Genomic DNA, 23,586 nt, shown 5'->3' with positions numbered 1-23,586 from the left:
TGGAAATACGGGGGGCTGGGGAACGGCGGTGCCGGAGCACCGAATAACCTGGGGAGTTTAACATGCCCCGCCGCGTTGGCCGGGAACATCCTTGCGCAGCAACTGTCGCGGCGACGATTGTCGGCCGACCATGGTACCCGGCATGGCACGGCGTCTTGCCGCAACGCACCAGCAAACATGGGCTCAGCGATGGCAACAAAATCGTCTCCAATCCAGCCCGGAGATGACGCAATGCAGCGAATACACCCTGATGGCAGTGCAGGTACTCCGGGTGAAAAATGGCGCATGCACCATACGCCGGTACTTAACTCTCGTCGCCGTAGTCTTCGTCGGCACCCTGGATGATCTTGCTGACGACCGAACGCGAAAACCCGCGCGCCACCATGAAGCGGATCTGCTTGGCCCGCGCCTCGGGCGTGTCGGGCGGTGCGCCGAAGCGCTTGCGCCAGACCTCACGGGCGCGCTCCACTTCCGTGGCGCGCAGCCGCTCCTGCAGATCACCCAGCTGCTCGCTGCCGAGCTTGTGGGTCTTGGCCTCCTGCATCACGCGCGCGGTGCCGTAGCGGGCGCCGCGGCGGTGCACCAGGCTGTCGGCAAAGCGCTGGTTCGACAGCCAGTTCTCGCGCTCCAGCGCGTCCAGCAACTGCTCCAGCTGCTCGGCCGACTCGGCATGCGGCGCCAGCTTGCGCGCCAACTCGGCACGGCTGTGCTCGCGGCGCGACAGGTAGCCGACGGCGCGGGCCTTCAGCGAGAGCGGGGGACGGGTTGCCATGGGTTACCGAATTCTGTGGATGGGGACCCGCGCCAAGCAAAAAGGCCGGGGCATCGGCGATGCCCCGGCCTTCCGGATGGCGCAATGGCCGCCGGCGCGGTCAGTCTTCGACCGCTACCGGCGTGGCAGCCGCCGTGGGGTTCATGGCCACCACGCCCAGCGCCGCGCGCACCTTGTTTTCAATCTCGTCGGCGATGTCCGGGTTCTCGCGCAGGTATTCGCGCGCGTTGTCCTTGCCCTGGCCGATCTTGTCGCCGTTGTAGCTGTACCAGGCGCCGGATTTTTCAACGATCTTGGCGTCCACGCCCAGGTCGATGATCTCGCCCTGGCGCGAGATGCCCTGGCCGTAGAGGATGTCGAAGAAGGCTTCGCGGAACGGCGGCGACACCTTGTTCTTGACCACCTTGACCTTGGTCTCGTTGCCGATCACGTCGTCGCCCTTCTTGATCGAGCCGATGCGGCGGATATCCAGGCGCACCGAGGCGTAGAACTTCAGCGCGTTGCCGCCGGTGGTGGTTTCCGGCGAGCCGAACATCACGCCGATCTTCATGCGGATCTGGTTGATGAAGATCACCAGGCAGTTGGTGCGCTTGATGGTGCCGGTCAGCTTGCGCAGCGCCTGGCTCATCAGGCGGGCCTGCAGGCCGGGCAGCGAATCGCCCATTTCGCCTTCGATTTCGGCCTTGGGCACCAGCGCGGCCACCGAGTCGATCACGATCAGGTCGATCGAGCCCGAGCGCACCAGCGCGTCGGTGATTTCCAGCGCCTGTTCGCCGGTGTCCGGCTGCGAGATTAGCAGGTCGCCGACGTTGACGCCCAGCTTGTTGGCGTAGCTGACGTCCAGCGCGTGCTCGGCGTCGATAAAGGCGCAGGTGCCGCCCAGCTTCTGCATCTCGGCCACGACCTGCAGCGTCAGCGTGGTTTTGCCCGAGGATTCCGGACCATAGATCTCGACCACGCGGCCGCGCGGCAGGCCGCCGACGCCAAGCGCGATGTCCAGGCCGAGCGAACCGGTGGATACCACCTGGATGTCCTTCTCGACCTCGCCGTCGCCCAGGCGCATGATCGAGCCCTTGCCGAACTGCTTCTCGATCTGGGAGAGCGCGGCGGCAAGCGCCTTCTGCTTCTCGGCGCTCACGCCGGCACCTGCCTTCTTGTCGTCCATGGTCGTCCTTGAATCAATGGTGTATAAATAGGCCGCATGTGGCGCGGCACCGGCATTTTCCGGCTCCAGCGCCGGCCCGGCTGTCTGCGCGGCCGCTCTCCAGGGGGTCTCCCCGGGCGGCCCCAGCGGAACGTGCGGGTACTGTATAAAAAAACAGTATGCTTGGCAAGCCCCATCGCGCCCCATTCCGCCGGCGCCGGCTATGCCGGCCAGGGTGGAGACAACCATGCGCATTCTGATCGCCGAAGATGACGACGTGCTGGCCGACGGCCTGACGCGCTCGCTACGCCACTCGGGCTATGCCGTCGACCACGTCACCAACGGCCTGGAAGCCGATTCCGCGCTGTCGACCCAGACGTTCGATTTGCTGATCCTGGACCTGGGCCTGCCGCGCATGTCCGGGCTGGAAGTGCTCAAGCGCCTGCGCGCGCGCGGCGCCATGCTGCCGGTGCTGATCCTGACCGCCGCCGACAGCGTCGACGAGCGCGTCAAGGGCCTGGACCTGGGCGCCGACGACTATATGGCCAAGCCCTTTGCCCTGTCCGAACTGGAAGCGCGCGTGCGCGCGCTGGTGCGGCGCGGCGCCGGCGGCGGCGCCACGCTGATGCGGCACGGGCCGCTGGCCTACGACCAGGTCGGGCGCATCGCCTATCTCAACGACCAGATGCTGGACCTGTCCGCGCGCGAGATCGGGCTGCTGGAGATCCTGCTGACACGCAGCGGCCGCCTGGTATCGAAAGAGCAGTTGGTGGACCACCTGTGCGAGTGGGGCGAGGAAGTCAGCAACAACGCCATCGAGGTCTACGTGCACCGGCTGCGCAAGAAGATCGAAGTCGGCGGCATCCGCATCGCCACCGTGCGCGGGCTTGGCTACTGCCTGGAGAAATTCCAGCCGGCGGTCGCCGCGCCCCACTGATCCCCGCCCGACGCCACCGCAGGCCAAGCGACCGACCTGAGCGCAAACCGCCGAGATGAGCCTGCTGCGACTGCCCTGGCGGCGCGCGCCCCGCGCCGCGCCACCCCCTCCTTCCGCCGCCCCGGCCCCGGACGCCGCCGACCAGGACCTGGCCGACGCACTGCCGCACCTGGAGGAAAGCACCGCGCATCCGTCGCCGCGCTCATTGTTCGGCGAGATCCTCGACTGGATGCTGGCGCCGCTGCTGCTGCTCTGGCCGATGAGCATCGCGGTGACCTACCTGGTGGCCAAGTCGATCGCCAACGGGCCCTTCGACCGCGCGCTGGAAGCCAGCGCCATCGTGCTGTCGCAGCAGGTGCGCGAGGTCAACGGGCGCATCACGCTGCAGCTGCCGCTGTCGGCGCGCGAGATCCTGCGCGCCGACGAGACCGACAACATCTACTACCAGGTGGTCGGCAAGCGCGGCGAATACATCGCCGGCGACCACGACCTGCCGCTGCCGTCCGAGGAAGACCAGGGCCATGCGGGCCTGGTGTCCCTGCGCGATGACCGCGTGGCCGGCAACGACGTGCGCGTGGCCTACACCTATATCGACCTGAAGCAGGTCAGCGGCACCCAGCCGGTGCTGGTGCAGGTGGCCGAGACCCTGGACAAGCGCGCGCGCCTGGCCAACGAGATCATCAAGGGCGTGATCCTGCCGCAGTTCGTGATCCTGCCGCTGGCGGTGGTGCTGGTGTGGTTCGGGCTGTCGCGCGGGCTGGCGCCGCTGACCGCGATCCAGCAGCGCATCCGCGCGCGCAACCCCGGCGATACCAGCCCGATCGACGAACGCGCCGCACCGCAGGAAATCACGCCGCTGGTGGGTTCGTTCAACGACCTGCTGGCGCGCCTGGACCAGTCGGTGCAGACCCAGAAGCGCTTTATCGCCGATGCCGCGCACCAGATGAAGACACCGCTGGCGGGCCTGCGCATGCAGGCCGAGCTGGCGCAGCGCGAGCAGTCGCCGGAAGAGCTGCGGCGCTCGCTGGCGCAGATCGCCGGCAGCTCTGAGCGCACCGCGCACCTGGTCACGCAACTGCTGTCGCTGGCGCGCATGGAAAACCTGGCGGGCACCGGCGGCATGGCGGCGCTGGACCTGGCGGCGCTCGCGCGCGAGGTGGTCAAGGACTGGCTGCCGCAGGCCTGGGCGCGCGACATCGACCTGGGACTGGATGCGGACGACCATCCGGTGATGGTGCAGGGCAACCGCCTGATGCTGACCGAGATGCTGAACAACCTGCTCGACAACGCCATCCGCTACACGCCGCGCGGCGGGCATGCCACGGTGCGCGTCAGCGCCGATGCCTTCGAGCCGTTCGCCTACCTGGATGTGGAAGACACCGGCCCGGGCATTGCGCCGGCCGAGCGCGAGCGCGTGATGGAGCGCTTCTACCGCGTGCTCGGTACCAATACCGAAGGCAGCGGCCTGGGCCTGGCCATCGTGCGCGAGATCGTGCAGCAGCACGGCGGCGACGTCCAGATTTCCGACCATGTCTACCAGCAATCGCCACGGCTGGCCGGCGCGCATTTCCGCGTGACGCTGCGCCGGCCCGACTACCTCCCGCCCGCATGAACCCGCATGAACGACAGCCCCGCCCCCGATAGTGCCGAAGCCCGCCAGCGCCAGGCCTGGCGGCGCAACTTGCGCTGGATCTGCGGACTGCTCGCGATCTGGTTCACCGTCACCTTCGTGGTGGCATGGTTTGCGCGCGACCTGCGCTTCGACTTCTTCGGCTGGCCGTTCTCGTTCTGGGTCGGCGCGCAAGGCGCGCTGGTGGTGTACGTGCTGATGGCCGCGCTCTACGCCTGGCGCATGAACCGCGCCGACGGCGAAGCCGACACCGACAGCCTGGCCGCGCCCGCCCCGGCGCCTTCGCAGGGCGCCTCGCGCGGCACGGGCGCCGATGCTGCATAGCCGCACCCCTGCAAAGCGCGCCATTGCGCCACACAAGCACATCACCCCCCGCAGCGCAGCATTCAAACCCCCGCCCACGGCTAGCGTATACCCCGACATTCTTTGACGATTCCGTGCCCGGTTCTGTCAGAACGCAGTAAGTTTCGCCACCCACAATCCTCTGCAACTCAGGCATAGCGGCCAGCCGCGCGGTCTTTCCCGCGCCACGCCCACCCGAGATCCATTCCAGACGGAGGAGACGATATGGCAAACGTGCAAAACGTTGCAGTGCCCGGAGGGGGCACGCAGAACGCACCGATGACAGCCGAAGAGCGCAAGGTGATCTTTGCCTCATCGCTGGGCACGGTGTTCGAGTGGTACGACTTTTATCTCTACGGCTCGCTGGCGGCAATCATTGCCAAGCAGTTCTTCGCCGGACTGGATCCCACCTCGGCCTTCATCTTCGCGTTGCTCGCATTCGCCGCCGGCTTTATCGTGCGGCCGTTCGGCGCGCTGGTGTTCGGCCGCCTGGGCGACATGATCGGACGCAAGTACACCTTCCTGGTGACGATCCTGATCATGGGCCTGTCGACCTTCATCGTCGGCCTGCTGCCGGGCTATGCCACCATCGGCTGGGCTGCGCCGATCATCCTGATCGCACTGCGCATGCTGCAGGGCCTGGCGCTCGGCGGCGAGTACGGCGGTGCCGCCACCTACGTGGCCGAGCACGCACCGCACGGCAAGCGCGGCGCCTATACCTCGTGGATCCAGACCACGGCCACGCTGGGCCTGTTCCTGTCGCTGATCGTGATCCTGCTGTGCCGCGAAATGACCGGGCCCAACTTCGAGACCTGGGGCTGGCGCATCCCGTTCCTGGTGTCGATCCTGCTGCTGGGCGTGTCGGTGTATATCCGCCTGTCGATGAGCGAATCCCCGGCGTTCCAGCGCATGAAGGCAGAGGGCAAGACCTCCAAGGCCCCGCTGACCGAATCCTTCGGCCAGTGGCGCAACCTGAAGATCGTGATCCTGGCGCTGGTCGGCCTGACCGCCGGGCAGGCGGTGGTGTGGTACACCGGCCAGTTCTACACGCTGTTCTTCCTCACCCAGGTGCTGAAGGTCGACGCCAAGACCGCCAACCTGCTGATCGCCGGCGCGCTGGTGCTGGGCACCCCCTTCTTCGTCTTCTTCGGTTCGCTGTCCGACAAGATCGGCCGCAAGTGGATCATCATGGCCGGTTGCGCGCTGGCAGTGCTGACCTACTTCCCCATCTTCAAGGGCCTGACCCACTACGCCAATCCCTCGCTCGAGCGCGCCCAGCAAAGCGCACAGATCGTCGTCACCGCCGATCCGAAGCAGTGCTCCTTCCAGGGCAGCCCGATCGCCCGCGAAATCGACTTCCGCAGCTCGTGCGATATCGTCAAGCGCACCCTGGCCCAGGCATCGGCCAGCTATGAAGTCGTCGACGCGCCCGCCGGCACCACCGCCACGGTAAAGATCGGCGGCACGGAGATCCCCTCCTTCAACGCCAGCCTGGTCCCCGCCGGCCACAGCTTCGACGACGCCAGCAAGAAGCAGATTGCCAGCTTCAAGAAGCAAGTGGCGGACTCCATGGCTGCCGCCGGCTACCCGACCAAGGCGGACCCGGCACAGATGAACACCATCATGGTGCTGGTGCTGCTGACCATCCTGGTGATCTACGTCACCATGGTTTACGGCCCGATTGCCGCCATGCTGGTGGAACTGTTCCCGACCCGCATCCGCTACACCTCGATGTCGCTGCCCTACCATATCGGCAACGGCTGGTTCGGCGGCCTGCTGCCTACCATCTCGTTTGCGCTGGTGGCCCAGAACGGCAACATCTACTACGGGCTCTGGTATCCGATCATCATCGCAGCCATCACCTTCGTGATCGGCGCGCTGTTCATCCGCGAGACCAAGGACGTGAACATCTACGCCAACGACTGAGCGGTCGTCCGGCACTAACGGAAACGGCAGGCCATCCGGCCTGCCGTTTTTTTATGCATGGGCCCTTCATGCAAAATCTTCGCAGCAAGGTGTTGACAGCATCGAAAGCCCAGGTATAATCTCAGTCTTCGTTGGCGAATTAGCTCAGTCGGTTAGAGCGACGGAATCATAATCCGCAGGTCCGGGGTTCGAGTCCCTGATTCGCCACCATCTATTTAAAAAGCCGCGATCCCGCATGGGTTCGCGGCTTTTTTCTTTGGGTCCGTTACCAGGGCGCAAGCGAGCCGCCCAGCATGGGCGGCGACAGACAACGCTTACCAGTAACGCACGCGCCCGGTATCGATGTGCACGAACTGGTCAGACTCGTAGAAGCCGACGCCCCCGCCCTGCAATGACTTGGCCGCGTCGCGCACGTCCGCCAGCGGCACGCCGGCCAGGCGGATGTCGATGGCCTTGCCGTCCATATGCAGGCTGTGCCTGGCCACGCCGCCGCCGCGCGTGTTGCGCAGGCGCGAGTTGGTGGCCGGGCTGCGGTAGCCGGAAATGACCTGGAACGGCTGGTCGGTGCCAAGCTCGCGGCGGACCTGGAACAGCAGGTCGAACAGCTGCGGGTCGATCATGCCGACCTTGCCGGAGTAGTGGTCGCGCAGGAAGCCGTTGAGCGTGGTCAGCGCTTCGGGCACGAAGCGGTCGCCAACGGCATAGACCAGCGACACGCGCTCGCCGGTGTGGGTGTGGTCGAAGGCCAGCGTGCGGGCGTCCGGCAAGCCTGCCAGGGCCTGGTTTGTGGGCAGGCTGGCCAGCGCCCTGCGCGGCGCCAGCGGCATCAGGCCGGCGGCAAGTACCAGGCCTCCGGTGGTATGAAGAAAGCGGCGGCGTGCCTTGCGCGTCGCATCAGTCATGGTACTTCCTCTGAATGTGCCAGTGGCGCCTCAGTGGGTGGTGCCGGAGGCGCTTGCAATAGCTGGTTGCTGGGGCCGTCCGTTGCGTTGCCGCAGTGCCTTGTCCAGCAATTTGTCGTGACCGTAGATGTCAGGCAAGAAGGATATACGACCATCGGCGCGCGCAATGACCGTGCCGTAGGCCAGCAACACCGGCAAGGGCTGCTGCAGGCGCACCGTATTGGACTTGCCACGCGTCATCGCTTCGCGGATCCGGGTCTCGTTCCAGTCCGGCATATCCTGCAACACGAACTGGGCCAATGCTACTGGGGCTTCCACGCGGATGCAGCCGTGGCTGAAGTCGCGCCGGTCGCGCTTGAACAACTGCGGCGAGGGCGTGTGGTGCAGGTAGATGTTCTCGTTGTTCGGAAACACGAACTTGATATCGCCCAGCGCGTTCAGCGGGCCCGGCCGCTGGCGAATGCGCATGCGGCCGTTCAGCACGGCATCGAGATTCTCGTCGGACAGCGTGGTCACGGCCTTGCCGTCGCCGCTGACGAACTCCAGGCCCTGCCGGTTGAAGTAAGCCGGATCGCTGCGCAGGCGCGGCACGGTCTCGCGGCGCGCGATCGAGGGCGGGATGTTCCAGTACGGGCTGAACTCGATGTAGCGCATATCCTCCTCGAACAGCGGCGTGCGCGTATCCAGTGCCTTGCCGACGATCACCTTCATCTCGAGCTTGATGTCGAGCTTGCCGTCGCGGATCTCATAGGCGCGCAGCATGAACTCCGGCACATTCACCACGATCATGCGCGGACCGTCGAGCGGCGTCCAGCGCAGCCGCTCCATGGTCAGTTCGATTTGCCGCACACGGCTGGCGATGGGCAGGTTGAGTTGTGCCAGCGTGCCCGCGCCGATCACGCCGTCGGCCTCCAGGCCGTGGCGCGCCTGGAATGCCTTGACGCCGCCGACCAGGGCGCCTTCGTAGCGGGCCGGCGCCTGCGTGCCGGCGGGCAGGTCGCCCAGCGCGACCAGGCGTGCAGTCAGCGCCGCGGCACCGGCCCAGGGCTGGCCCGGCGTCAGCTTGCTCCCCGGCAACGGTGGCAGCGGCTGCCCCCAGGCCGGCTGCTTCGCGATCTCGCGATACCGCGCCAGGGCCTCCCGCAGCGTGCCATAGAGCGGGAAGGTGGGCGCTGCCTGGCGGATGGCGTCGGGCAGCCGCTGCTGCATGACGGCATCGCGCAGCCAGGTGGCGGCATCGAAGGGCCGTTCCGCCTGTGCGGCAAAGTTGGCATGGACCGCGCGCGGGTTGACGCGTCCGCCGTGCAGGTCTGCCAGCATCCGCTCCATCGCGGCGCTCAGCGCGGCATCCACGCGTGCGGCCGCGTCCGGCGGCAGGGCTGGCCCGCTGGCGGCCTGGACCACGGCCTGGCGCAAGGCGTCAGAGTCGTAGTCGCGCGGATCGAGGCCGTCGGCCGCGGCCGCGGCCAGCGCATCGACGGCCTGGCGCGCAGCCGGCACCGGACGGCCCTGCGCAAACCACATCGGCTCATTGGCGAAGGCAGGCGTGGCCAGGCACGCGGCGGCACAGGCAAGCACGACAGCGCCCAGGCGGCGCGCGGCGGCATTCAGAGTCGGAGGCATCGGGCGGAAAGCTCGGATTCATCACACACGCCCACAGTCTACCCGCGATGGCGGCACGGTGCGGCAAGCCGCCCGGAGTGCGCGTCACCACACCAGCTGATGCCGGCGCGCGTAGTCCACCATTTCGACCAGGGAGCCGACATTGAGCTTGGCCATGATGTTGGCCTTGTGGGTGCTGACCGTCTTGCTGCTGATCAGCAGTTGCTCCGCGATCGACTTGTTGGAATGGCCGCGCGCCAGATACTGCAGGACGGTGATTTCGCGGTTGCTCAGCCGCGCGAAGCCCGATTCCCGCTGCTCGCCGATCTGGCGCACGGTCTCCAGCGTATGCATGGGAAATACCAGGTAGCCGCTCAGCACGCCGCGCACCGCGTGCATCACCTCGGCCAGCCCACGCTGCTTGACCACAAAGCCATGGGCGCCGGCGCGCAGCGCCCGCACCGACGCCAGCGTGGCGTCGCTGTCGGACAGTACCAGCAAGGGCACGGTGGGCAGCGTCGCCGAGACGCGCCGGACGAAGTCGATGCCGGGATTGCCGAAGCACTCGACATCGACCAGCACCAGTCCCGGCCGGTGCTCGCGGACCAGCCGGAACGCTTCCTGCATGCCGTCCATTTCCAGTACTTCACCGGCGTCCAACTCAGCGCGGAGTTCAGCGGACAGCGAGGTGCGGAACTGGGAGGGTTCGTCGACGATCAGCGCGAGATGCAATTTGAGGCTCCTTAACGACTTGCATAGCTTGGCCTGGTGCCAAGGTTAAGGGGCCGGAGACATCCTGATGCGCCGAATCCTCGCCGCGCAGATGCGGCAAAATCTGCATCAGAGTCAGACTCTTCTGCATCGCTGTTTTCGTATCGATGCCGCGGTCGGCGTTACCCGTTGGCAGCGTCGAGGACTTCAGTCAGCTTGCGGCTGGCATCCAGCGCCGCGGGGAACCCGCAGTAGACCGCGCTGTGCACCATCAGCTCGCGCAGTTCCTGCGGCGTATCGCCGTTGGCGAGCGTAGCCGAACCGATCAGGCAGATTCGAGAGGCCGCGGCATCTGTGCCGCGGCCCGAGGTCATTCCGTGCCGGCGGGCAGGAAGCGCGGTGCCGGCGCCGAACGCGGAACCTCGCGCTCGCCCTGCTGGTACAGCCGATACGTGCCGCGTGCCTGGTTGTGCGGATGGCGCGCGGCCTCGTCCAGGGTCAGCACGCGCGCAAAGCACACGTCGGTGCCACCCAGCACCGCCTCCCAGTGGGTGCTGGGCTTGCCTGCGATACATGCGGCAATGCGCGCCTTCACCGCTGGCCACTGGGCGCGGTCATACTGCGCGGCGGGGTCGATGTCGGTCAGCTCGAGCCGCTCGAGCAGTTCGCGGTAGAACTGCGGCTCAAGCGCGCCCAGCGTGATGGCGCGGCCGTCGGCACAAGGGAAGACGTCATAGAACGGCGAATCGTGGAAGGGGCTGGGTTGCGGACCGCCCAGCGTGCCGGCTGCACGCGACACCTGCACCAGCGAGCCCAGCATGGCGACGATATCGGTGATGGCCGCATCCACCACGCAGCCCTCGCCGCTGGCGCGCGCGCTCAGGATGGCGCTGGTGATGCCGAATGCCAGGCCAAGCGCGCCGGTGGCATCGCCCACCACGGTCGGCGGCACCATCGGCAGTGAGCCTTCGCGCGCGGCCATCGACAAGAGGCCGGTCAGCGCGATGTAGTTGAGGTCGTGGCCGGCGCTCTGCGACAGCGGGCCGGTCTGGCCCCAGCCGGTCATGCGGCCGTAGACCAGGCGCGGATTGCGCGCATGGCATGCCTTCGGGCCCAGGCCGAGGCGCTCCATCGCACCCGGGCGCAACCCTTCGATCAGCGCGTCGGCGCCGGCCACCAGGTCCAGCGCGGCGGCCACGTCTTGCGGCGACTTCAGGTTCAGTTGCACCACGCGCTTGCCGTGCTCCAGCTCCATCTCAGGCGGCACGGGCTGGCCGCGCAGGATGCGGCGGGCATCCGGCGCGACCGGGCGGGTCACCAGCGTGACCTCGGCGCCCAGGCCGGCCAGCATCGCGCCGCACAACGGGCCGGGGCCGATGCCTTCGAATTCCACTACCTTGATACCGCGCAGGGGCAGCAGGTTGCCACGCTCACTCATGATCGTCGTCTCCGGAATCGCCGCCCGCCCGCGCCATGGCGAGGGGCAGCTTGCATTGAATTGGTATGGGATGGGCCGTGCCTGCGGCAGCGCGGGCGTGCCAATGCCTGCCGCGGGGCTCGGGAGCATGCTACGCGCCGCCGCGTTGACGGGGCAATGGCCAAATGCTTCAGCCGGATTGACGGAATCCGTCAGCGGCCGGCTATCGCACGGCGGGATCGGATAAATCCGATCCGACTTGATCTAAATCGGGTCCTGGCAGGACACTAGGTGCCATGATGGTTCCAGTGGCGGTGCCGCCTCATGGCGCACCGCCTGCCGACAGCCCCCATCCAGGAGATTCCCAACATGACCAATATCGTGCTCGCCACCGACGGCTCGGCCTTCAGCGACGCCGCGGCCCGTTTTATCGCCGAAGGCAAGTTGCTGCAGAGCGGCTTCACCGTGCATGTCGTGCATGTGGCGCCGGAAGTGAGCGGCCAGGTGCGCGCCTTTGTCAGCAAGGAAACCATCGACGACTGGCACAAGGAGGCCAGCGACAAGGCCATGGCGGCGGTCTGCGACATCCTGTCCGCAGCCAAGGTGCCATTCGAGCGGCACCCGCTGCATGGCTTCGCGCCGGAGCGCATCGTCGCCTGTGCGCGCTCGGTCGACGCCGCGGCCATCGTGATGGGCACGCATGGCCGGGGTTCGTTCTTCGATGCGGTGATCGGTTCAGTCGCGGGCCGCGTGCTGGCGCAGGCCGAATGCCCGGTGCTGCTGGTCAAGGCGCCGGAAAAGAAGAGCTGAGCAAAGCGGCGGAATACCGGCGCCCTGGCGGCGCCGTCCGGTAGACCTCAGGCGCCCCACAGGGGCGCTTCGTCCATCAGCGCCACCTGTTCGCGCAGCTCCAGGATGCGGTCCTGCCAGTAGCGCGCGGTGCCGAACCACGGGAACGCGGCCGGAAAGGCCGGGTCGGCCCAGCGGCTGGCCAGCCAGGCGCTGTAGTGCAGCAGCCGCAGCGTGCGCAGCGCTTCCACCAGCCACAGTTCGCGCGGCTGGAATTCGGCGAAGTCTTCATAGCCGGCAACGATGTCGGCCAGCTGGTCCTGCATGGCCGCGCGGTCGCCCTCCAGCAGCATCCAGATGTCCTGGATCGCCGGCGCCATGCGGCTGTCGTCGAAATCCACGAAGTGCGGGCCCGGCGCGCCATGGGTGCCGCCGCGCGCGTCGTCCTCGTCGATCCACAGCACATTGCCGCGATGGCAGTCGCCGTGGGTGCGCAGCAGGCGCACCTCGCCGGCGCGCTCATAGCAGCGGCGCACGCCGTCCAGCGCCAGGTCCGTCACCGATTGCCACGCGGGCAGCAGGTCGGCGGGAATGCAGCCGCTGGCAAGCAGCCAGTCGCGCGGGGCAACGCCGAAGGTTTCCAGATCCAGCGCCGGGCGGGCCTGGTAGGGCTGCGTCGCCCCCAGCGCGTGGATGCGGCCGATAAAGCGGCCGAGCCAGGTCAGCGTGTCGGAACGGTCCAGCGCGGGCTCGCGGCCGCCGCAGCGGGGGAATACCGCGAAGCGAAAGCCGGCGTGATGCAGCAGCGTGCCAGACTCGCCCGGTGCCAGCACCATGGCCGGCACGGCCGGGATCTCGGCATCGGCCAGCTGCTGCACAAAGGCGTGTTCTTCCAGGATGGCCGCGTCGGTCCAGCGGCCCGGACGGTAGAACTTGGCGATGACGGGCGGGGCATCCTCGATGCCCAGCTGCCAGACGCGGTTCTCGTAGCTGTTGAGCGCCAGCAGGCGCCCGTCGGGGCGCAGGCCGGCGCCTTCCAGCGCATCCAGCATCAGCTCCGGCGTCAGGCCGGCGTAGGGAACGCCGGGGTCGGCCGGGGCGTCGGACGCGTGCATGGTGTCAGCCCTGATCCGCTCAGCGCGCCGGCTTGCGGTTGCCGCCGAGCAGCGCGGCCTGCGGCGCCGGACGGCGATTGCGCGCCGGTGCCGGTGCCGCGTCGTGCGGCTGGCGTGCGGGTTGCGCCGCGGTCCGCTGCTGGCGCGCCGGCTCCTGGCCGTCGCGGCGCGGTGCGGGATTGCGCGCGCCGCCGGCGGGCTGGCCGCCACGGTTGCCGTTGGCCGCACCGTTGCCGCGCTGGCCGCCTTCGGCAGCGCGCGTGCGCGGCTGGCCGCCCTGGGCTTGACGCGGCGCAGCCTGCGCTTCACGCGCCGGGCGCTGGCGCTGGGCGCCCTCGCCTTCGCTGCCGGCCGGACGCGCCTGGGCGCGTCCGCGGCCCTGGCTTTGTCCTTGCCCCTGGCCACCACCGCCACGCTGTTGGCGGCCCTTCTGGATCGGCTCGGGCGCGATGCTCGGGTCGACCTCGAAGCCCGGCAGCACGGTCTGCTCGAGCTTGCGCTTGATCAGGCGTTCGATATCGCGCAGCAGCGCAATCTCGTCCACGCAGACCAGCGAGATCGCTTCGCCCTCGGCGCCGGCGCGGCCGGTACGGCCGATGCGGTGCACATAGTCCTCGGGCACGTTGGGCAGGTCGAAGTTGACCACGTGCGGCAGCTGGTCGATGTCGATGCCGCGCGCGGCGATATCGGTTGCCACCAGCAGCCGCAGCGTGCCGGACTTGAATTCCGACAGCGCGCGCGTGCGCGCCGACTGGCTCTTGTTGCCATGGATCGCCAGTGCCGACAGGCCATCCTTGGTCAGCTGCTCGGCCAGGCGGTTGGCGCCGTGCTTGGTGCGCGTAAATACCAGCACCTGGTGCCAGTCGTGCTGGCGCACCAGGTGGGCCAGCAGTTCACGCTTGCGCTCGCGGTCCACCGGGTAGACGCGCTGGTCCACGGTCTCGGCCGTGGTATTGCGCCGCGCCACCTCGATCGAGGCGGGGTTGTTCAGCAGGCGGTCGGCCAGCGCGCGGATATCGTCCGAGAACGTCGCCGAGAACAGCAGGTTCTGGCGCTTGGCCGGCAGCACGTTGAGGATCTTGCGGATATCGTGGATGAAGCCCATGTCGAGCATGCGGTCGGCTTCATCGAGCACCAGCAGTTCCACCTGCGACAGGTCGATGGTGCGCTGGGACACGTGGTCCAGCAGGCGGCCGGGCGTGGCCACGACGATCTCGACGCCGCGCTTGAGCTGCTCGATCTGCGGGTTGATGCCGACACCGCCGAACATCACCATGGAACGCAGGCGCAGGTACTTGCCGTAGTTGCGCACGCTCTCTTCGACCTGGGCGGCCAGTTCGCGCGTGGGCGTCAGCACCAGTGCGCGCACCGGCAGGCGGGCCGGACGCTGCGCGCCATTGGCGCCGCGCGCCGCGGAGTCGGACAACATCTGCAGCATCGGCAGCGTAAAGCCGGCGGTCTTGCCGGTGCCGGTCTGCGCGCCTGCGAGCAGGTCACCGCCCTTGAGAATGGCGGGGATTGCCTGGGCCTGGATGGGAGTCGGCGTGGTGTAGCCCTGTTCGGCCACGGCACGCACAATCTTGTCGGACAAGCCGAGTTCAGAAAAAGACATGTATTGCTGCTTGGGCCATCGCTGCGCACGCGGTGCGCCAAACGCCGGATGGCTCCTGGTAATCGGATCAGAATCGGAACGCGAACGCCGGGAAGCCGGCATGGCAGGGCACCGGCCCGCCCGCGAAGGAAAGAGCGGTAGTGTACCAGTCCGTGACAAGCGGGTTCTGCACCGGGCGCGGCCCCGCATGCGCGCCGGCGCACATCGGGTCTGCGCGGGTGGCGCTGCGCTATCATGACAGCCTCTGCCCGCCCCCTCTCCGGCTCCGCACCCGCGCCACATGTGCCCCGGAAAGCCGCCATGCGCTTGCGTTTCCTCGAAGACCAGGAAGTCACCCTGTTCGCGGCCATCCCGGTCGGGATCGTCGCGGCCATTGCCACCACACTGTTCAAGGAAGCGCTGGAGGGCGCCGGCGTCGCGCTGTTTTCCAGCCATGCCGACGTGGTGGCCGTATTCGCCACGCTGGCGCTGGCGTGGCGCGTGGTGATTCCGGCCGCGGGCGGCGCGCTGGCGGGCGGCCTGCTGGTGCTGGCCAATCGCCTGGCCGGCAGCCACGGCGGCGCCACCGACTACATGGAAGCGGTGGCCAACGGCAGCGGCCGCCTGCCGGTGCGGATCACCTTGCTGCGCGCGCTCTCGTCGTTTTTCTCGATCGTCAGCGGCAGCTCGGTCGGCAAGGAAGGCGCGATGATCCAGCTGGCGGCGCTGTGCGGCTCGCTGTTCCCGTCGACCCGGCTGGAACGCGGCAGCGGATCGAACATGCGCCGCATGCTGACCGCCTGCGGGGCCGCGGCGGGCCTTGCCACGGTCTATCACACCCCCTTCTCCGCCGCCGTCTTCGTTGCCGAAGTGGTGTTCGGGGCGCTCGCGGTGCAGCGCCTGATGCCGCTCTTCCTGGCTTCGGTGGCCGGCGCCATGGTCAGCCAGTGGCACGGCGGCCTGCAGCCGCTCTACCCGGGCCTGGATATCGCCCCCGACCTGCGCCCGCAGATCCTGCTGGCCGCGGCGGCGCTGGGCGTGGCCGCCGGCATCGCGGGCGCGCTGTTCATGCGCGCGGCCGGCTTTGCGCGCAGCCGCTTTGCCGCCGTGCCGGGCGGGCCGGTGGCAAGGCTGACGCTGGGCGGCGCGCTGGTCGGCGTGCTGGCGATGGCGGTGCCCGAGGTGGTTGGCAACGGCTATTCCACCATCCAGACCATCCTGCAGGAGCAGCCGCTGAGCGTGCCGGTGGCCGGCGTGCTGCTGGCCAAGCTGGTGGCTACGGTGATCAGCATGGGCTCGGGGGCGGTCGGCGGCGTGTTCACGCCGTCGCTGTTCGTGGGGGCGGCGCTCGGGCAGTTGCTGGCCATCGCCATGCAGGGCACGGCGGCCGGTGCGGCGCCGCTGCTGCCGCTGGTGGGCATGAGCGCGTTCCTGGCGGCCACCAGCCAGGCGCCGCTGATGTCGGTGCTGATGGTGTTCGAGATGACGCTGGCGCCCGCACTGCTGCTGCCGTCGATGATCGGCGCGGTGGCGGCGTACTACACCGCGTCACGCTGCCAGACGCTGTCGCTGTACAGCGTGATCGCCGAGCGCGCGCAGGCCTCGGCCGCGGCCGAACATGCCCGCACGTTGACGCTGGCGGGCCTGTGCGACCCGACCGATACCGTGCTCGACCCGAACGCTACGCTGGCGGCAGCAGCCGACAAATTTGCCGAGACTGGCACGCGCTACCTTTATCTGGTCGAAGCGGATGGCCGCCTGCTGGGCGCGCTGTCGATCCACGCGCTGCAGCGCGCCCAGCGCGAGGGGGCCCCGGATGACGTGCTGGCGCTGGCCGAACGCGACTTCCCCGCACTGACCCCGGATTCGCGCCTGCGCGACGCCCTGGCGGTGTTTGCCGGGCGCGGCATCAACCGCATCCCTCTGGTGCGCGACAGCGCCAGCCGCGAACTGATGGGCACGGTGTCCAAGCAACGTGTGCTGCAAGAGGCATCCTGCCTGTTCTGAGCTCGCCTGCATCGCCGACCCAGCCAGGCCGCCAGCGGGGTAAAATGCCGGGTTGCGCCCGCCTTCGGGCCATTCCCGCCAACGCGTCGTCCCATTTGTCGGAGTCCTCCCCCATGCCAGCAGGTCGTGATGCGCGCCGCGAGGCGCCGGAGTCTGTCCAACCCAGGCGTGCCCGCAGGCTGTTGCCAACGCTGGCCTGCGCCGCCGCCCTGCTGCTCGGTGCGGCAAGCGCGATGGCCCAGCCGGTGCGGGTGATCCCGGACGATGCGCAGGCGGCCAGGCTCGTTATCGCCACGCCGTCTGCCGGTGCGCCGCAGACGGCCACGCTCGATGGCAAGACCGTCGGCGTGGCGCCGGGCCTGCGCCTGTTCGGCACCGACAACCAGCTGCTGGCCAGCGCCGCGGTGGCGGGCCAGAAGCTGCCGGTGCGGTACAAGCTGGACCTGTACGGCCAGTTGCTGACCGCCTGGGTGCTGAGCGAGCCGGAACAGAAGGCGCTGAAGAAGAAATCGTAGTCCCCCGGAAGTGCGACCGGCGTGCCCCACGCGCCGGCCGTGTTGTTGCAACACCCTGATGCCCCCAGGTCAACCACTGAGATCGGCATATGAAGAAAGTTTTCGTCAAGACGTACGGCTGCCAGATGAACGAGTACGACTCGGGCAAGATGGTCGACGTCCTCAACGCCAGCCAGGGGCTGGAACCCACCGACAACGTCGAAGACGCCGACGTGATCCTGTTCAACACCTGCTCGGTGCGCGAGAAGGCGCAGGAGAAGGTGTTCTCGGAACTGGGCCGGATGAAGGCACTCAAGGCCGTCAAACCCGACCTGGTGATCGGCGTGGGCGGCTGCGTGGCCAGCCAGGAAGGCGCCAGCATCGTCTCGCGCGCGCCGTATGTCGACGTGGTGTTCGGCCCGCAGACGCTGCACCGCCTGCCCGACCTGATCGCGCGCCGCCAGCGCACCGGCCAGTCGCAGGTGGACATCTCCTTCCCCGAGATCGAGAAGTTCGACCACCTGCCGCCGGCGCGCGTGGAAGGCCCGAGTGCCTTCGTCTCGATCATGGAGGGCTGCTCCAAGTACTGCAGCTATTGCGTGGTGCCCTACACCCGCGGCGAAGAAGTGTCGCGCCCGTTCGAGGACGTGCTGGCCGAAGTTGCCGGCCTGGCCGAACAGGGCGTGCGTGAAGTCACGCTGCTGGGCCAGAACGTCAACGCCTACCGCGGCAAGATGGGCGACACCACCGAGATCGCCGACTTTGCGCTGCTGATCGAGTACGTGGCCGAGATCCCCGGCATCGAGCGCATCCGCTACACCACCAGCCACCCGAAGGAATTCACCTCGCGCCTGGTCGAGCTGTACGGCCGCTGCGACAAGCTGGTCAACCACCTGCACCTGCCGGTGCAGCATGCGTCCGACCGCATCCTGATGGCGATGAAGCGCGGCTACAGCGTGCTGGAGTACAAGAGCATCATCCGCAAGCTGCGCGTGCTGCGCCCGGACATGTCGATGTCGTCGGACTTTATCGTGGGCTTCCCCGGCGAGACCGATGCCGACTTCGAGAAGCTGATGGCGATGATCGAGGAGATCGGCTACGACACCTCGTTCTCCTTCATCTTCAGCCCGCGCCCGGGCACGCCCGCTGCCAACCTGCACGACGACACCCCGCACGAGGTCAAGCTGCGCCGGCTGCAGCGCCTGCAGGCCACCATCGAGGAAAACGTGCAGCGCATCAGCCAGAACATGGTCGGCACGGTGCAGCGCATCCTGGTGGAAGGCCCTGCGCGCAAGGACCCGACCGAGCTGCACGGCCGCACCGAGAACAACCGCGTGGTCAACTTCGCGCTGCCGGGCGTGCCCCAGGCAGGCCGCGACCGGCTGGTCGGCCAGCTGGTCGATGTCAGCATCACCCAGGCCTTCCCGCATTCGCTGCGCGGCGAAATCGTCGTTCGGCAGTAATCAGGCACCATCCAGCGAGGCCATCGCCAACTGATGAAAGTCCCATCCGCAGAATTCGTCGCTCCCAAGGACGACAACACCCGGCTGCAGAACCTGTGCGGCCCGCTCGACGAAAACCTGCGCCAGATCGAGCAGGCGCTGGACGTGAACATCCAGCGCCGCGGCCACCGCATGACGGTGCGCGGCGGCAACGCGCAGGATGCGGCAACGGCGCTGGAGCGCTTCTACAACCAGGCGCGTACGCCGCTGTCGATCGACGACGTGCAGCTGGGCCTGGTGGAAACGCGCCAACTGTCCGCGCATGGCAGCTACCTGCCCGGCAACGGCGGCGATGTCGAGGATCGCGAGATCGGCGACGAATCGCCGGTGCTGCACACGCGCCGCACCGGCCTGCAGGGCCGCACCGTGGCGCAGCGCGACTACCTGCGCAATATCCTGTCGCATGACCTGACCATGGGCATCGGCCCGGCCGGCACCGGCAAGACCTACCTGGCGGTGGCGTGCGCGGTCGATGCACTGGAGCGCGATGCGGTCAAGCGCATCGTGCTGACGCGCCCGGCGGTGGAGGCCGGCGAGCGCTTGGGCTTCCTGCCCGGCGACCTGGCGCAGAAGGTCGACCCTTACCTGCGCCCGCTGTACGACGCCCTGTATGACCTGCTCGGCTTCGACCGCACGCAGAAGATGTTCGATCGGCAGATGATCGAGATCGCGCCGCTGGCCTATATGCGCGGGCGCACGCTGAACCATGCCTTCATCATCCTGGACGAGGCGCAGAACACCACGCCCGAGCAGATGAAGATGTTCCTCACGCGCATCGGCTTCGGCTCCAAGGCGGTGATCACCGGCGACATCACCCAGATCGACCTGCCCCGCGGGCAGAAGAGCGGCCTGGTGGAAGCGCAGCTCGTGCTGCGCGACGTGCGCGGCATTGCCTGCACCCGCTTTACCAGCATTGACGTAGTGCGCCATCCGCTGGTGGCCCGCATCGTCGATGCCTATGACGAATACCACGCCCAGCACAAGGACGCTTAATTGAAATCCCAGAAATCCAAGTCTTCCGCCGTGAGCCTGACGCTGTTCGACGGCGACGGCCGCGCGCGCAAGAGCGCCGCGCACGCGCTGCGCGTGCAACTGCCCGACGGCCGCAGCCTGACGCTGGACCTGTCGCAGGCCGCCGACGGCGTGGTGGCGCTGCTGGCCGAGCACACTGACACCAACCAGCAGGCCGGCCTGCTGGTGCGCCCGGACAACCATGACTCGCTGTCGGTGGCCGTGACCGCCACGCCGGTGGTCACCACCACCGGCACGCCGGCCACCCCGCCCGGACTCGAGCTCGAGATCCAGAACGGCGACGGCGTCGGCAAGCGCGCCGGCCTGCCGCCGCGCCGCAAGATCGAGACCTGGGTCAAGTCGGCGCTGTATGCCGATGCTGCGCTGACTATCCGCTTTGTCGATGAGGAAGAGGGGCGCACGCTGAACCGCACCTATCGCGGCAAGGACTACGCCACCAACGTGCTGACCTTTGCCTATGCCGAGAACGAAGCCGATCCGGTCACGGGCGATATCGTGCTGTGCTGCCCGGTGGTGGAAGCCGAGGCGCGCGAGCAGCGCAAGCCGCTGGAAGCGCACTATGCGCATCTGATCGTGCACGGCGTGCTGCACGCGCAAGGCTACGAGCACGAGGAAGACGCCGAGGCCGAGGAAATGGAAGCGATCGAGACCGAGACGCTGCAGGCGCTGGGCTACGCCGATCCCTACCAGGGCGACCGCACCGCGTGATTTCCGCGTGATCCCTCTCTCACAGGCGGCGCCAGTTGGGCGCCGCCTGCTGCACATATGGTCTCAGGCCACCGCCCGCCGTCACGGGACGGTCAGGCTTTTAGTGTATCCTTCAGACGATCTCCACCACGCGCTCGCCGCGAAATGAACGACCCTTATCCCAGTTCGAAGCCCGCTTACCTGAAGCAGGCCGATCGGCCCAGATCGCTTCTCGAACGCCTGTCAGACCTGATTTCCCCTGAGCCGGACACCCGCGCGGAATTGCTCGAAGTGCTCCAGGAAGCGCATGAGCGCAACCTGATCGACGCCGACTCGCTGTCGATGATCGAGGGCGTGTTCCAGGTCTCCGAACTGACCGCGAGCGACATCATGGTGCCGCGCGCGCAGATGGATATGGTCAATATCGCGGACGCCCCGGAGGCGTTCATCCCCTTCATGCAGCAGACCGCGCACTCGCGCTTCCCGGTCTACGAAGGCAGCCGTGACAACATCATCGGCATCCTGCTGGCCAAGGACCTGCTGCGCTACTACACCGACCCCGCCTTCGACCTGCGCGAGACCCTGCGCCCGGCGGTGTTCATTCCCGAGTCCAAGCGCCTGAACATCCTGCTGCGCGACTTCCGCATCAACCGCAACCATATCGCCATGGTCGTCGACGAGTACGGCGGCGTGGCCGGCCTGGTGACGATCGAGGACGTGCTGGAGCAGATCGTGGGCGACATCGAGGATGAGTTCGACCTGGACGAAGACCAGGACAATATCCTGCCAATGCCCGACGGCAGCTGGCGCGTGCACGGCCTGACCGAGATCGCCCAGTTCAACGAGGCCTTCGGCACCGCCTTCTCCGACCACGACGTCGATACCGTGGGCGGGCTGCTGTCCAACCACGTGGGCCACGTGCCCCACCGCGGCGAGGTCATCACCCTGCCGCCGATCCGCTTCGAGGTGCTGCGCGCCGACGCGCGGCAGGTGCACCTGCTGCAGGTGCACCGCGAATCCAACGGCGACAACGCGGGCGCGGCCGGCGCATGAAGCGTTCCGCCCCGATTCTCAACGGCGCCGCCGCTGCCGACGCCGCCCCGACAGGCGTGCCTGGCACGCGCGCGCATTCGCGCGCAGCGACCATGGTGCGGCTGCTGCTGGCCGGCGTGCTCGGCATCGCCCATACGCAAGCCTTTGCCCCCCATGACTGGTGGTGGCTGCAGATCCTGTCGCTGGCCGGCCTGGCCGCACTGATGGCCGACGCGCCGCGCGCGCGCCTGGCCGCCGCCACTGGCTATGCCTTCGGGCTGGGCTGGTTCCTGTCCGGCATCTGGTGGCTCTATATCAGCATGCACGTCTACGGCGAGATGCCGGCGTGGATGGCCGCGCTCGCGGTGGTGCTGTTCTCGGGCTTCCTATCGCTCTACCCGGCGCTGGCCGGCGCGCTGTGGCATCGGCTGACGGCGCGCCTGCCGGGGGCCACGCTGCTGGCGCCGCTGGCCTTCGGCGCTGCCTGGGGTCTCGCCGAATGGCTGCGCGGCGTGGTGTTTACCGGCTTCCCGTGGCTGTCGGGCGGGTATGCCCATGCCGATGGCCCGCTGGCCGGCTTCGCGCCGCTAGTTGGCGTGTATGGCATCGGCGCCCTGGCCGCCGCGGTGGCGGCACTGCTGGCGGCTGCCGTACGTGGACTGGGCCGCGGTGAACGCGGCCGGGCGCTGGGCGCGCTGGCACTGGCACTGGCCCTGCCCGCTGCGGGCGCCGCGCTGGCGCCGCTGGCCTGGACCACGCCCGCCGGCAAGCCGCTGTCGGTGCGGCTGCTGCAAGGCAACGTGGCCCAGGACATCAAGTTCGAGCCCGCCGGCATCCAGCGCTCGATCGAGCTGTACCGCGACATGATCACCGCCGCGCCGGCCGACCTGGTGGTCACGCCGGAAACCGCGTTCCCGGTCATCCTGCAAGAGCTGCCGGTCGACGTGGCCGTGGCGGTGCGCGACTACGCGCTGGCCAGCGGCACCACGGTGCTGTTCGGCGCCGCCGGCGCCGACTCCCCGGTGGACTTCACCAACAGCGTCTTCGGCCTGGGCCCCGAGACCGAACGCCTGTACCGCTACAACAAGCACCACCTGGTGCCGTTCGGCGAATTTATCCCGCTGGGGTTCCGCTGGTTCGTCGACATGATGAAGATGCCGCTGGGCGACTTCCGCCGCGGCGGGCTCGACCAGGCCTCGCTGCCGGTGCGCGGCGTGCGCGTGGCGCCCAATATCTGCTACGAGGATCTGTTCGGCGAGGAAATCGCGCAGACGCTGCGCCAGCAGCCGGCGCCGGCCAATGTCCTGGCCAACCTGACCAACCTGGCGTGGTTCGGCGACACCATCGCGCTGGACCAGCACCTGCAGATCTCGCGCATGCGCGCGCTGGAAACGCGCCGGCCGATGCTGCGCTCGACCAATACCGGCATGACCGCGGTGGTACGCCCGGATGGCTCGGTGCAGCAACGCCTGCCGACCTTCACGGTCGGCACGCTGGCGGCCCAGGTGCAGGGCATGCAGGGGCTGACGCCCTATATCCGCTGGGGGAACGCGCCGGTGCTGGCGCTGTTTGCGCTTGTGCTGGGGATGGCTGCCTGGCGTGCGCGCAAGCTGCGCGGTGCAGGCTGAAGGCACAGGCAGAAGCAGGCACCGGACGCGGCGGGATCGCCGCCGCCGTCCGGCGCTTGATTGCGGTGCCGGTTGTGGCGCCTCAGGTGAGCGCCAGCCGGTTCAGCCCAGCAGCCCGGTCGCCACGGACACGGTGGCCGCGGCGATCATGACCGCGATTGCGACCAGGTAAGGTTTGCGAGAAAGAAGTGTCATGCCAAGTCCCCATCAATATCAGTTACCGACAAACGGCTACTGCGGTGCCAGCCAGCAGCCGCGGTGCCCGCCATGCCGGCACGGACTGTCAATCGCAACGCTCTGAAACGGGTTGCTTACTCATACTGTAT

21 protein-coding genes and 1 tRNA gene are annotated in these 23,586 nt (G+C 68.1%); 13 read left to right on the top strand and 9 right to left on the bottom strand.

Annotated features, from left to right (window positions below):
* Positions 1 to 304: 304 nt before the first annotated feature.
* Entirely contained in the window at positions 305 to 772 is a 468-nt protein-coding gene (gene recX / locus AC07UK_RS24950; RefSeq protein ID WP_494687739.1) for a recombination regulator RecX, read from the bottom strand.
* A gap of 100 nt (positions 773 to 872) precedes the next feature.
* The gene (gene recA, locus AC07UK_RS24945) at positions 873 to 1,937 is read right to left on the bottom strand and encodes a recombinase RecA (protein WP_010812222.1); all 1,065 of its coding nucleotides are present in this window, start codon (positions 1,935 to 1,937) and stop codon (positions 873 to 875) included.
* A 226-nt stretch (positions 1,938 to 2,163) separates the two neighbouring features.
* Here recA and AC07UK_RS24940 point away from each other — a divergent pair, with 226 nt between their 5' ends.
* From AC07UK_RS24940 to AC07UK_RS24920, 5 genes are all read left to right on the top strand, one after another.
* Positions 2,164 to 2,853 carry a response regulator gene (locus AC07UK_RS24940; RefSeq protein WP_114133957.1) on the top strand — a complete coding sequence of 230 codons (690 nt, stop codon included), beginning with the start codon at positions 2,164 to 2,166 and terminating at the stop codon, positions 2,851 to 2,853.
* Positions 2,854 to 2,908: 55 nt separating this feature from the next.
* The gene (locus tag AC07UK_RS24935) at positions 2,909 to 4,465 is read left to right on the top strand and encodes a sensor histidine kinase (protein WP_436220863.1); all 1,557 of its coding nucleotides are present in this window, start codon (positions 2,909 to 2,911) and stop codon (positions 4,463 to 4,465) included.
* 6 nt (positions 4,466 to 4,471) lie between these two features.
* On the top strand, positions 4,472 to 4,807 hold the full coding sequence (locus AC07UK_RS24930) for a DUF4212 domain-containing protein (protein ID WP_436220862.1): 336 nt from the start codon (positions 4,472 to 4,474) through the stop codon (positions 4,805 to 4,807).
* Positions 4,808 to 5,050: 243 nt separating this feature from the next.
* Positions 5,051 to 6,751 carry an MFS transporter gene (locus AC07UK_RS24925; protein ID WP_436220861.1) on the top strand — a complete coding sequence of 567 codons (1,701 nt, stop codon included), beginning with the start codon at positions 5,051 to 5,053 and terminating at the stop codon, positions 6,749 to 6,751.
* Between the two features lie 133 nt (positions 6,752 to 6,884).
* A tRNA-Met gene (locus tag AC07UK_RS24920) sits at positions 6,885 to 6,961 on the top strand.
* Between the two features lie 104 nt (positions 6,962 to 7,065).
* On the opposite strand, the gene mepK is transcribed toward AC07UK_RS24920, so the two are convergent.
* The 5 genes from mepK to AC07UK_RS24895 form a co-directional block, all read right to left on the bottom strand.
* Positions 7,066 to 7,653, bottom strand: a complete 588-nt coding sequence (gene mepK / locus AC07UK_RS24915) for a peptidoglycan L,D-endopeptidase MepK (RefSeq protein ID WP_494687740.1) — start codon at positions 7,651 to 7,653, stop codon at positions 7,066 to 7,068.
* 30 nt (positions 7,654 to 7,683) lie between these two features.
* Positions 7,684 to 9,276, bottom strand: a complete 1,593-nt coding sequence (locus tag AC07UK_RS24910; protein WP_494687741.1) for a L,D-transpeptidase family protein — start codon at positions 9,274 to 9,276, stop codon at positions 7,684 to 7,686.
* An 84-nt stretch (positions 9,277 to 9,360) separates the two neighbouring features.
* Entirely contained in the window at positions 9,361 to 9,987 is a 627-nt protein-coding gene (locus AC07UK_RS24905) for a LuxR C-terminal-related transcriptional regulator (protein ID WP_436220859.1), read from the bottom strand.
* 161 nt (positions 9,988 to 10,148) lie between these two features.
* Entirely contained in the window at positions 10,149 to 10,340 is a 192-nt protein-coding gene (locus AC07UK_RS24900; protein ID WP_494687742.1) for a carboxymuconolactone decarboxylase family protein, read from the bottom strand.
* Positions 10,337 to 11,404, bottom strand: a complete 1,068-nt coding sequence (locus AC07UK_RS24895) for a CaiB/BaiF CoA transferase family protein (RefSeq protein ID WP_436220857.1) — start codon at positions 11,402 to 11,404, stop codon at positions 10,337 to 10,339. The genes AC07UK_RS24900 and AC07UK_RS24895 overlap by 4 nt, the downstream gene beginning before the upstream one ends.
* A gap of 348 nt (positions 11,405 to 11,752) precedes the next feature.
* Between AC07UK_RS24895 and AC07UK_RS24890 the strand changes: the two genes are divergently transcribed.
* A complete protein-coding gene (locus AC07UK_RS24890; RefSeq protein WP_041227749.1) occupies positions 11,753 to 12,193 on the top strand; it encodes a universal stress protein in 441 nt (146 codons plus the stop codon).
* A gap of 47 nt (positions 12,194 to 12,240) precedes the next feature.
* Here AC07UK_RS24890 and AC07UK_RS24885 read toward each other — a convergent pair whose 3' ends face one another.
* Together AC07UK_RS24885 and AC07UK_RS24880 are read right to left on the bottom strand one after the other, a co-directional pair.
* Entirely contained in the window at positions 12,241 to 13,287 is a 1,047-nt protein-coding gene (locus tag AC07UK_RS24885; protein WP_114134900.1) for a serine/threonine protein kinase, read from the bottom strand.
* Positions 13,288 to 13,306: 19 nt separating this feature from the next.
* Positions 13,307 to 14,899 carry a DEAD/DEAH box helicase gene (locus AC07UK_RS24880; protein WP_494687743.1) on the bottom strand — a complete coding sequence of 531 codons (1,593 nt, stop codon included), beginning with the start codon at positions 14,897 to 14,899 and terminating at the stop codon, positions 13,307 to 13,309.
* A 300-nt stretch (positions 14,900 to 15,199) separates the two neighbouring features.
* On the opposite strand from AC07UK_RS24880, the gene AC07UK_RS24875 reads away from it, so the two are divergent.
* From AC07UK_RS24875 to lnt, 7 genes are all read left to right on the top strand, one after another.
* On the top strand, positions 15,200 to 16,885 hold the full coding sequence (locus AC07UK_RS24875; RefSeq protein WP_494687744.1) for a ClcB-like voltage-gated chloride channel protein: 1,686 nt from the start codon (positions 15,200 to 15,202) through the stop codon (positions 16,883 to 16,885).
* A 113-nt stretch (positions 16,886 to 16,998) separates the two neighbouring features.
* A complete protein-coding gene (locus AC07UK_RS24870; protein WP_013955608.1) occupies positions 16,999 to 17,400 on the top strand; it encodes a hypothetical protein in 402 nt (133 codons plus the stop codon).
* Between the two features lie 89 nt (positions 17,401 to 17,489).
* Entirely contained in the window at positions 17,490 to 18,842 is a 1,353-nt protein-coding gene (gene miaB / locus AC07UK_RS24865) for a tRNA (N6-isopentenyl adenosine(37)-C2)-methylthiotransferase MiaB (RefSeq protein ID WP_013955607.1), read from the top strand.
* Between the two features lie 33 nt (positions 18,843 to 18,875).
* On the top strand, positions 18,876 to 19,874 hold the full coding sequence (locus AC07UK_RS24860) for a PhoH family protein (RefSeq protein ID WP_013955606.1): 999 nt from the start codon (positions 18,876 to 18,878) through the stop codon (positions 19,872 to 19,874).
* Entirely contained in the window at positions 19,875 to 20,621 is a 747-nt protein-coding gene (ybeY, locus tag AC07UK_RS24855) for an rRNA maturation RNase YbeY (RefSeq protein WP_494687745.1), read from the top strand. It abuts the gene before it with no gap.
* A 144-nt stretch (positions 20,622 to 20,765) separates the two neighbouring features.
* Positions 20,766 to 21,653: a CorC family transporter gene (locus tag AC07UK_RS24850; protein WP_035824582.1), complete on the top strand. Its 888-nt coding sequence runs from the start codon at positions 20,766 to 20,768 to the stop codon at positions 21,651 to 21,653.
* A complete protein-coding gene (gene lnt / locus AC07UK_RS24845; protein ID WP_494687746.1) occupies positions 21,650 to 23,260 on the top strand; it encodes an apolipoprotein N-acyltransferase in 1,611 nt (536 codons plus the stop codon). The genes AC07UK_RS24850 and lnt overlap by 4 nt, the downstream gene beginning before the upstream one ends.
* The last annotated feature ends 326 nt before the right edge of the window (positions 23,261 to 23,586 follow it).

Source organism: Cupriavidus sp. GW821-FHT07C08, assembly GCF_059419025.1.
Note: the sequence above shows the minus strand (reverse complement) of the source record. Positions and strands in the feature narration are given on the sequence as shown.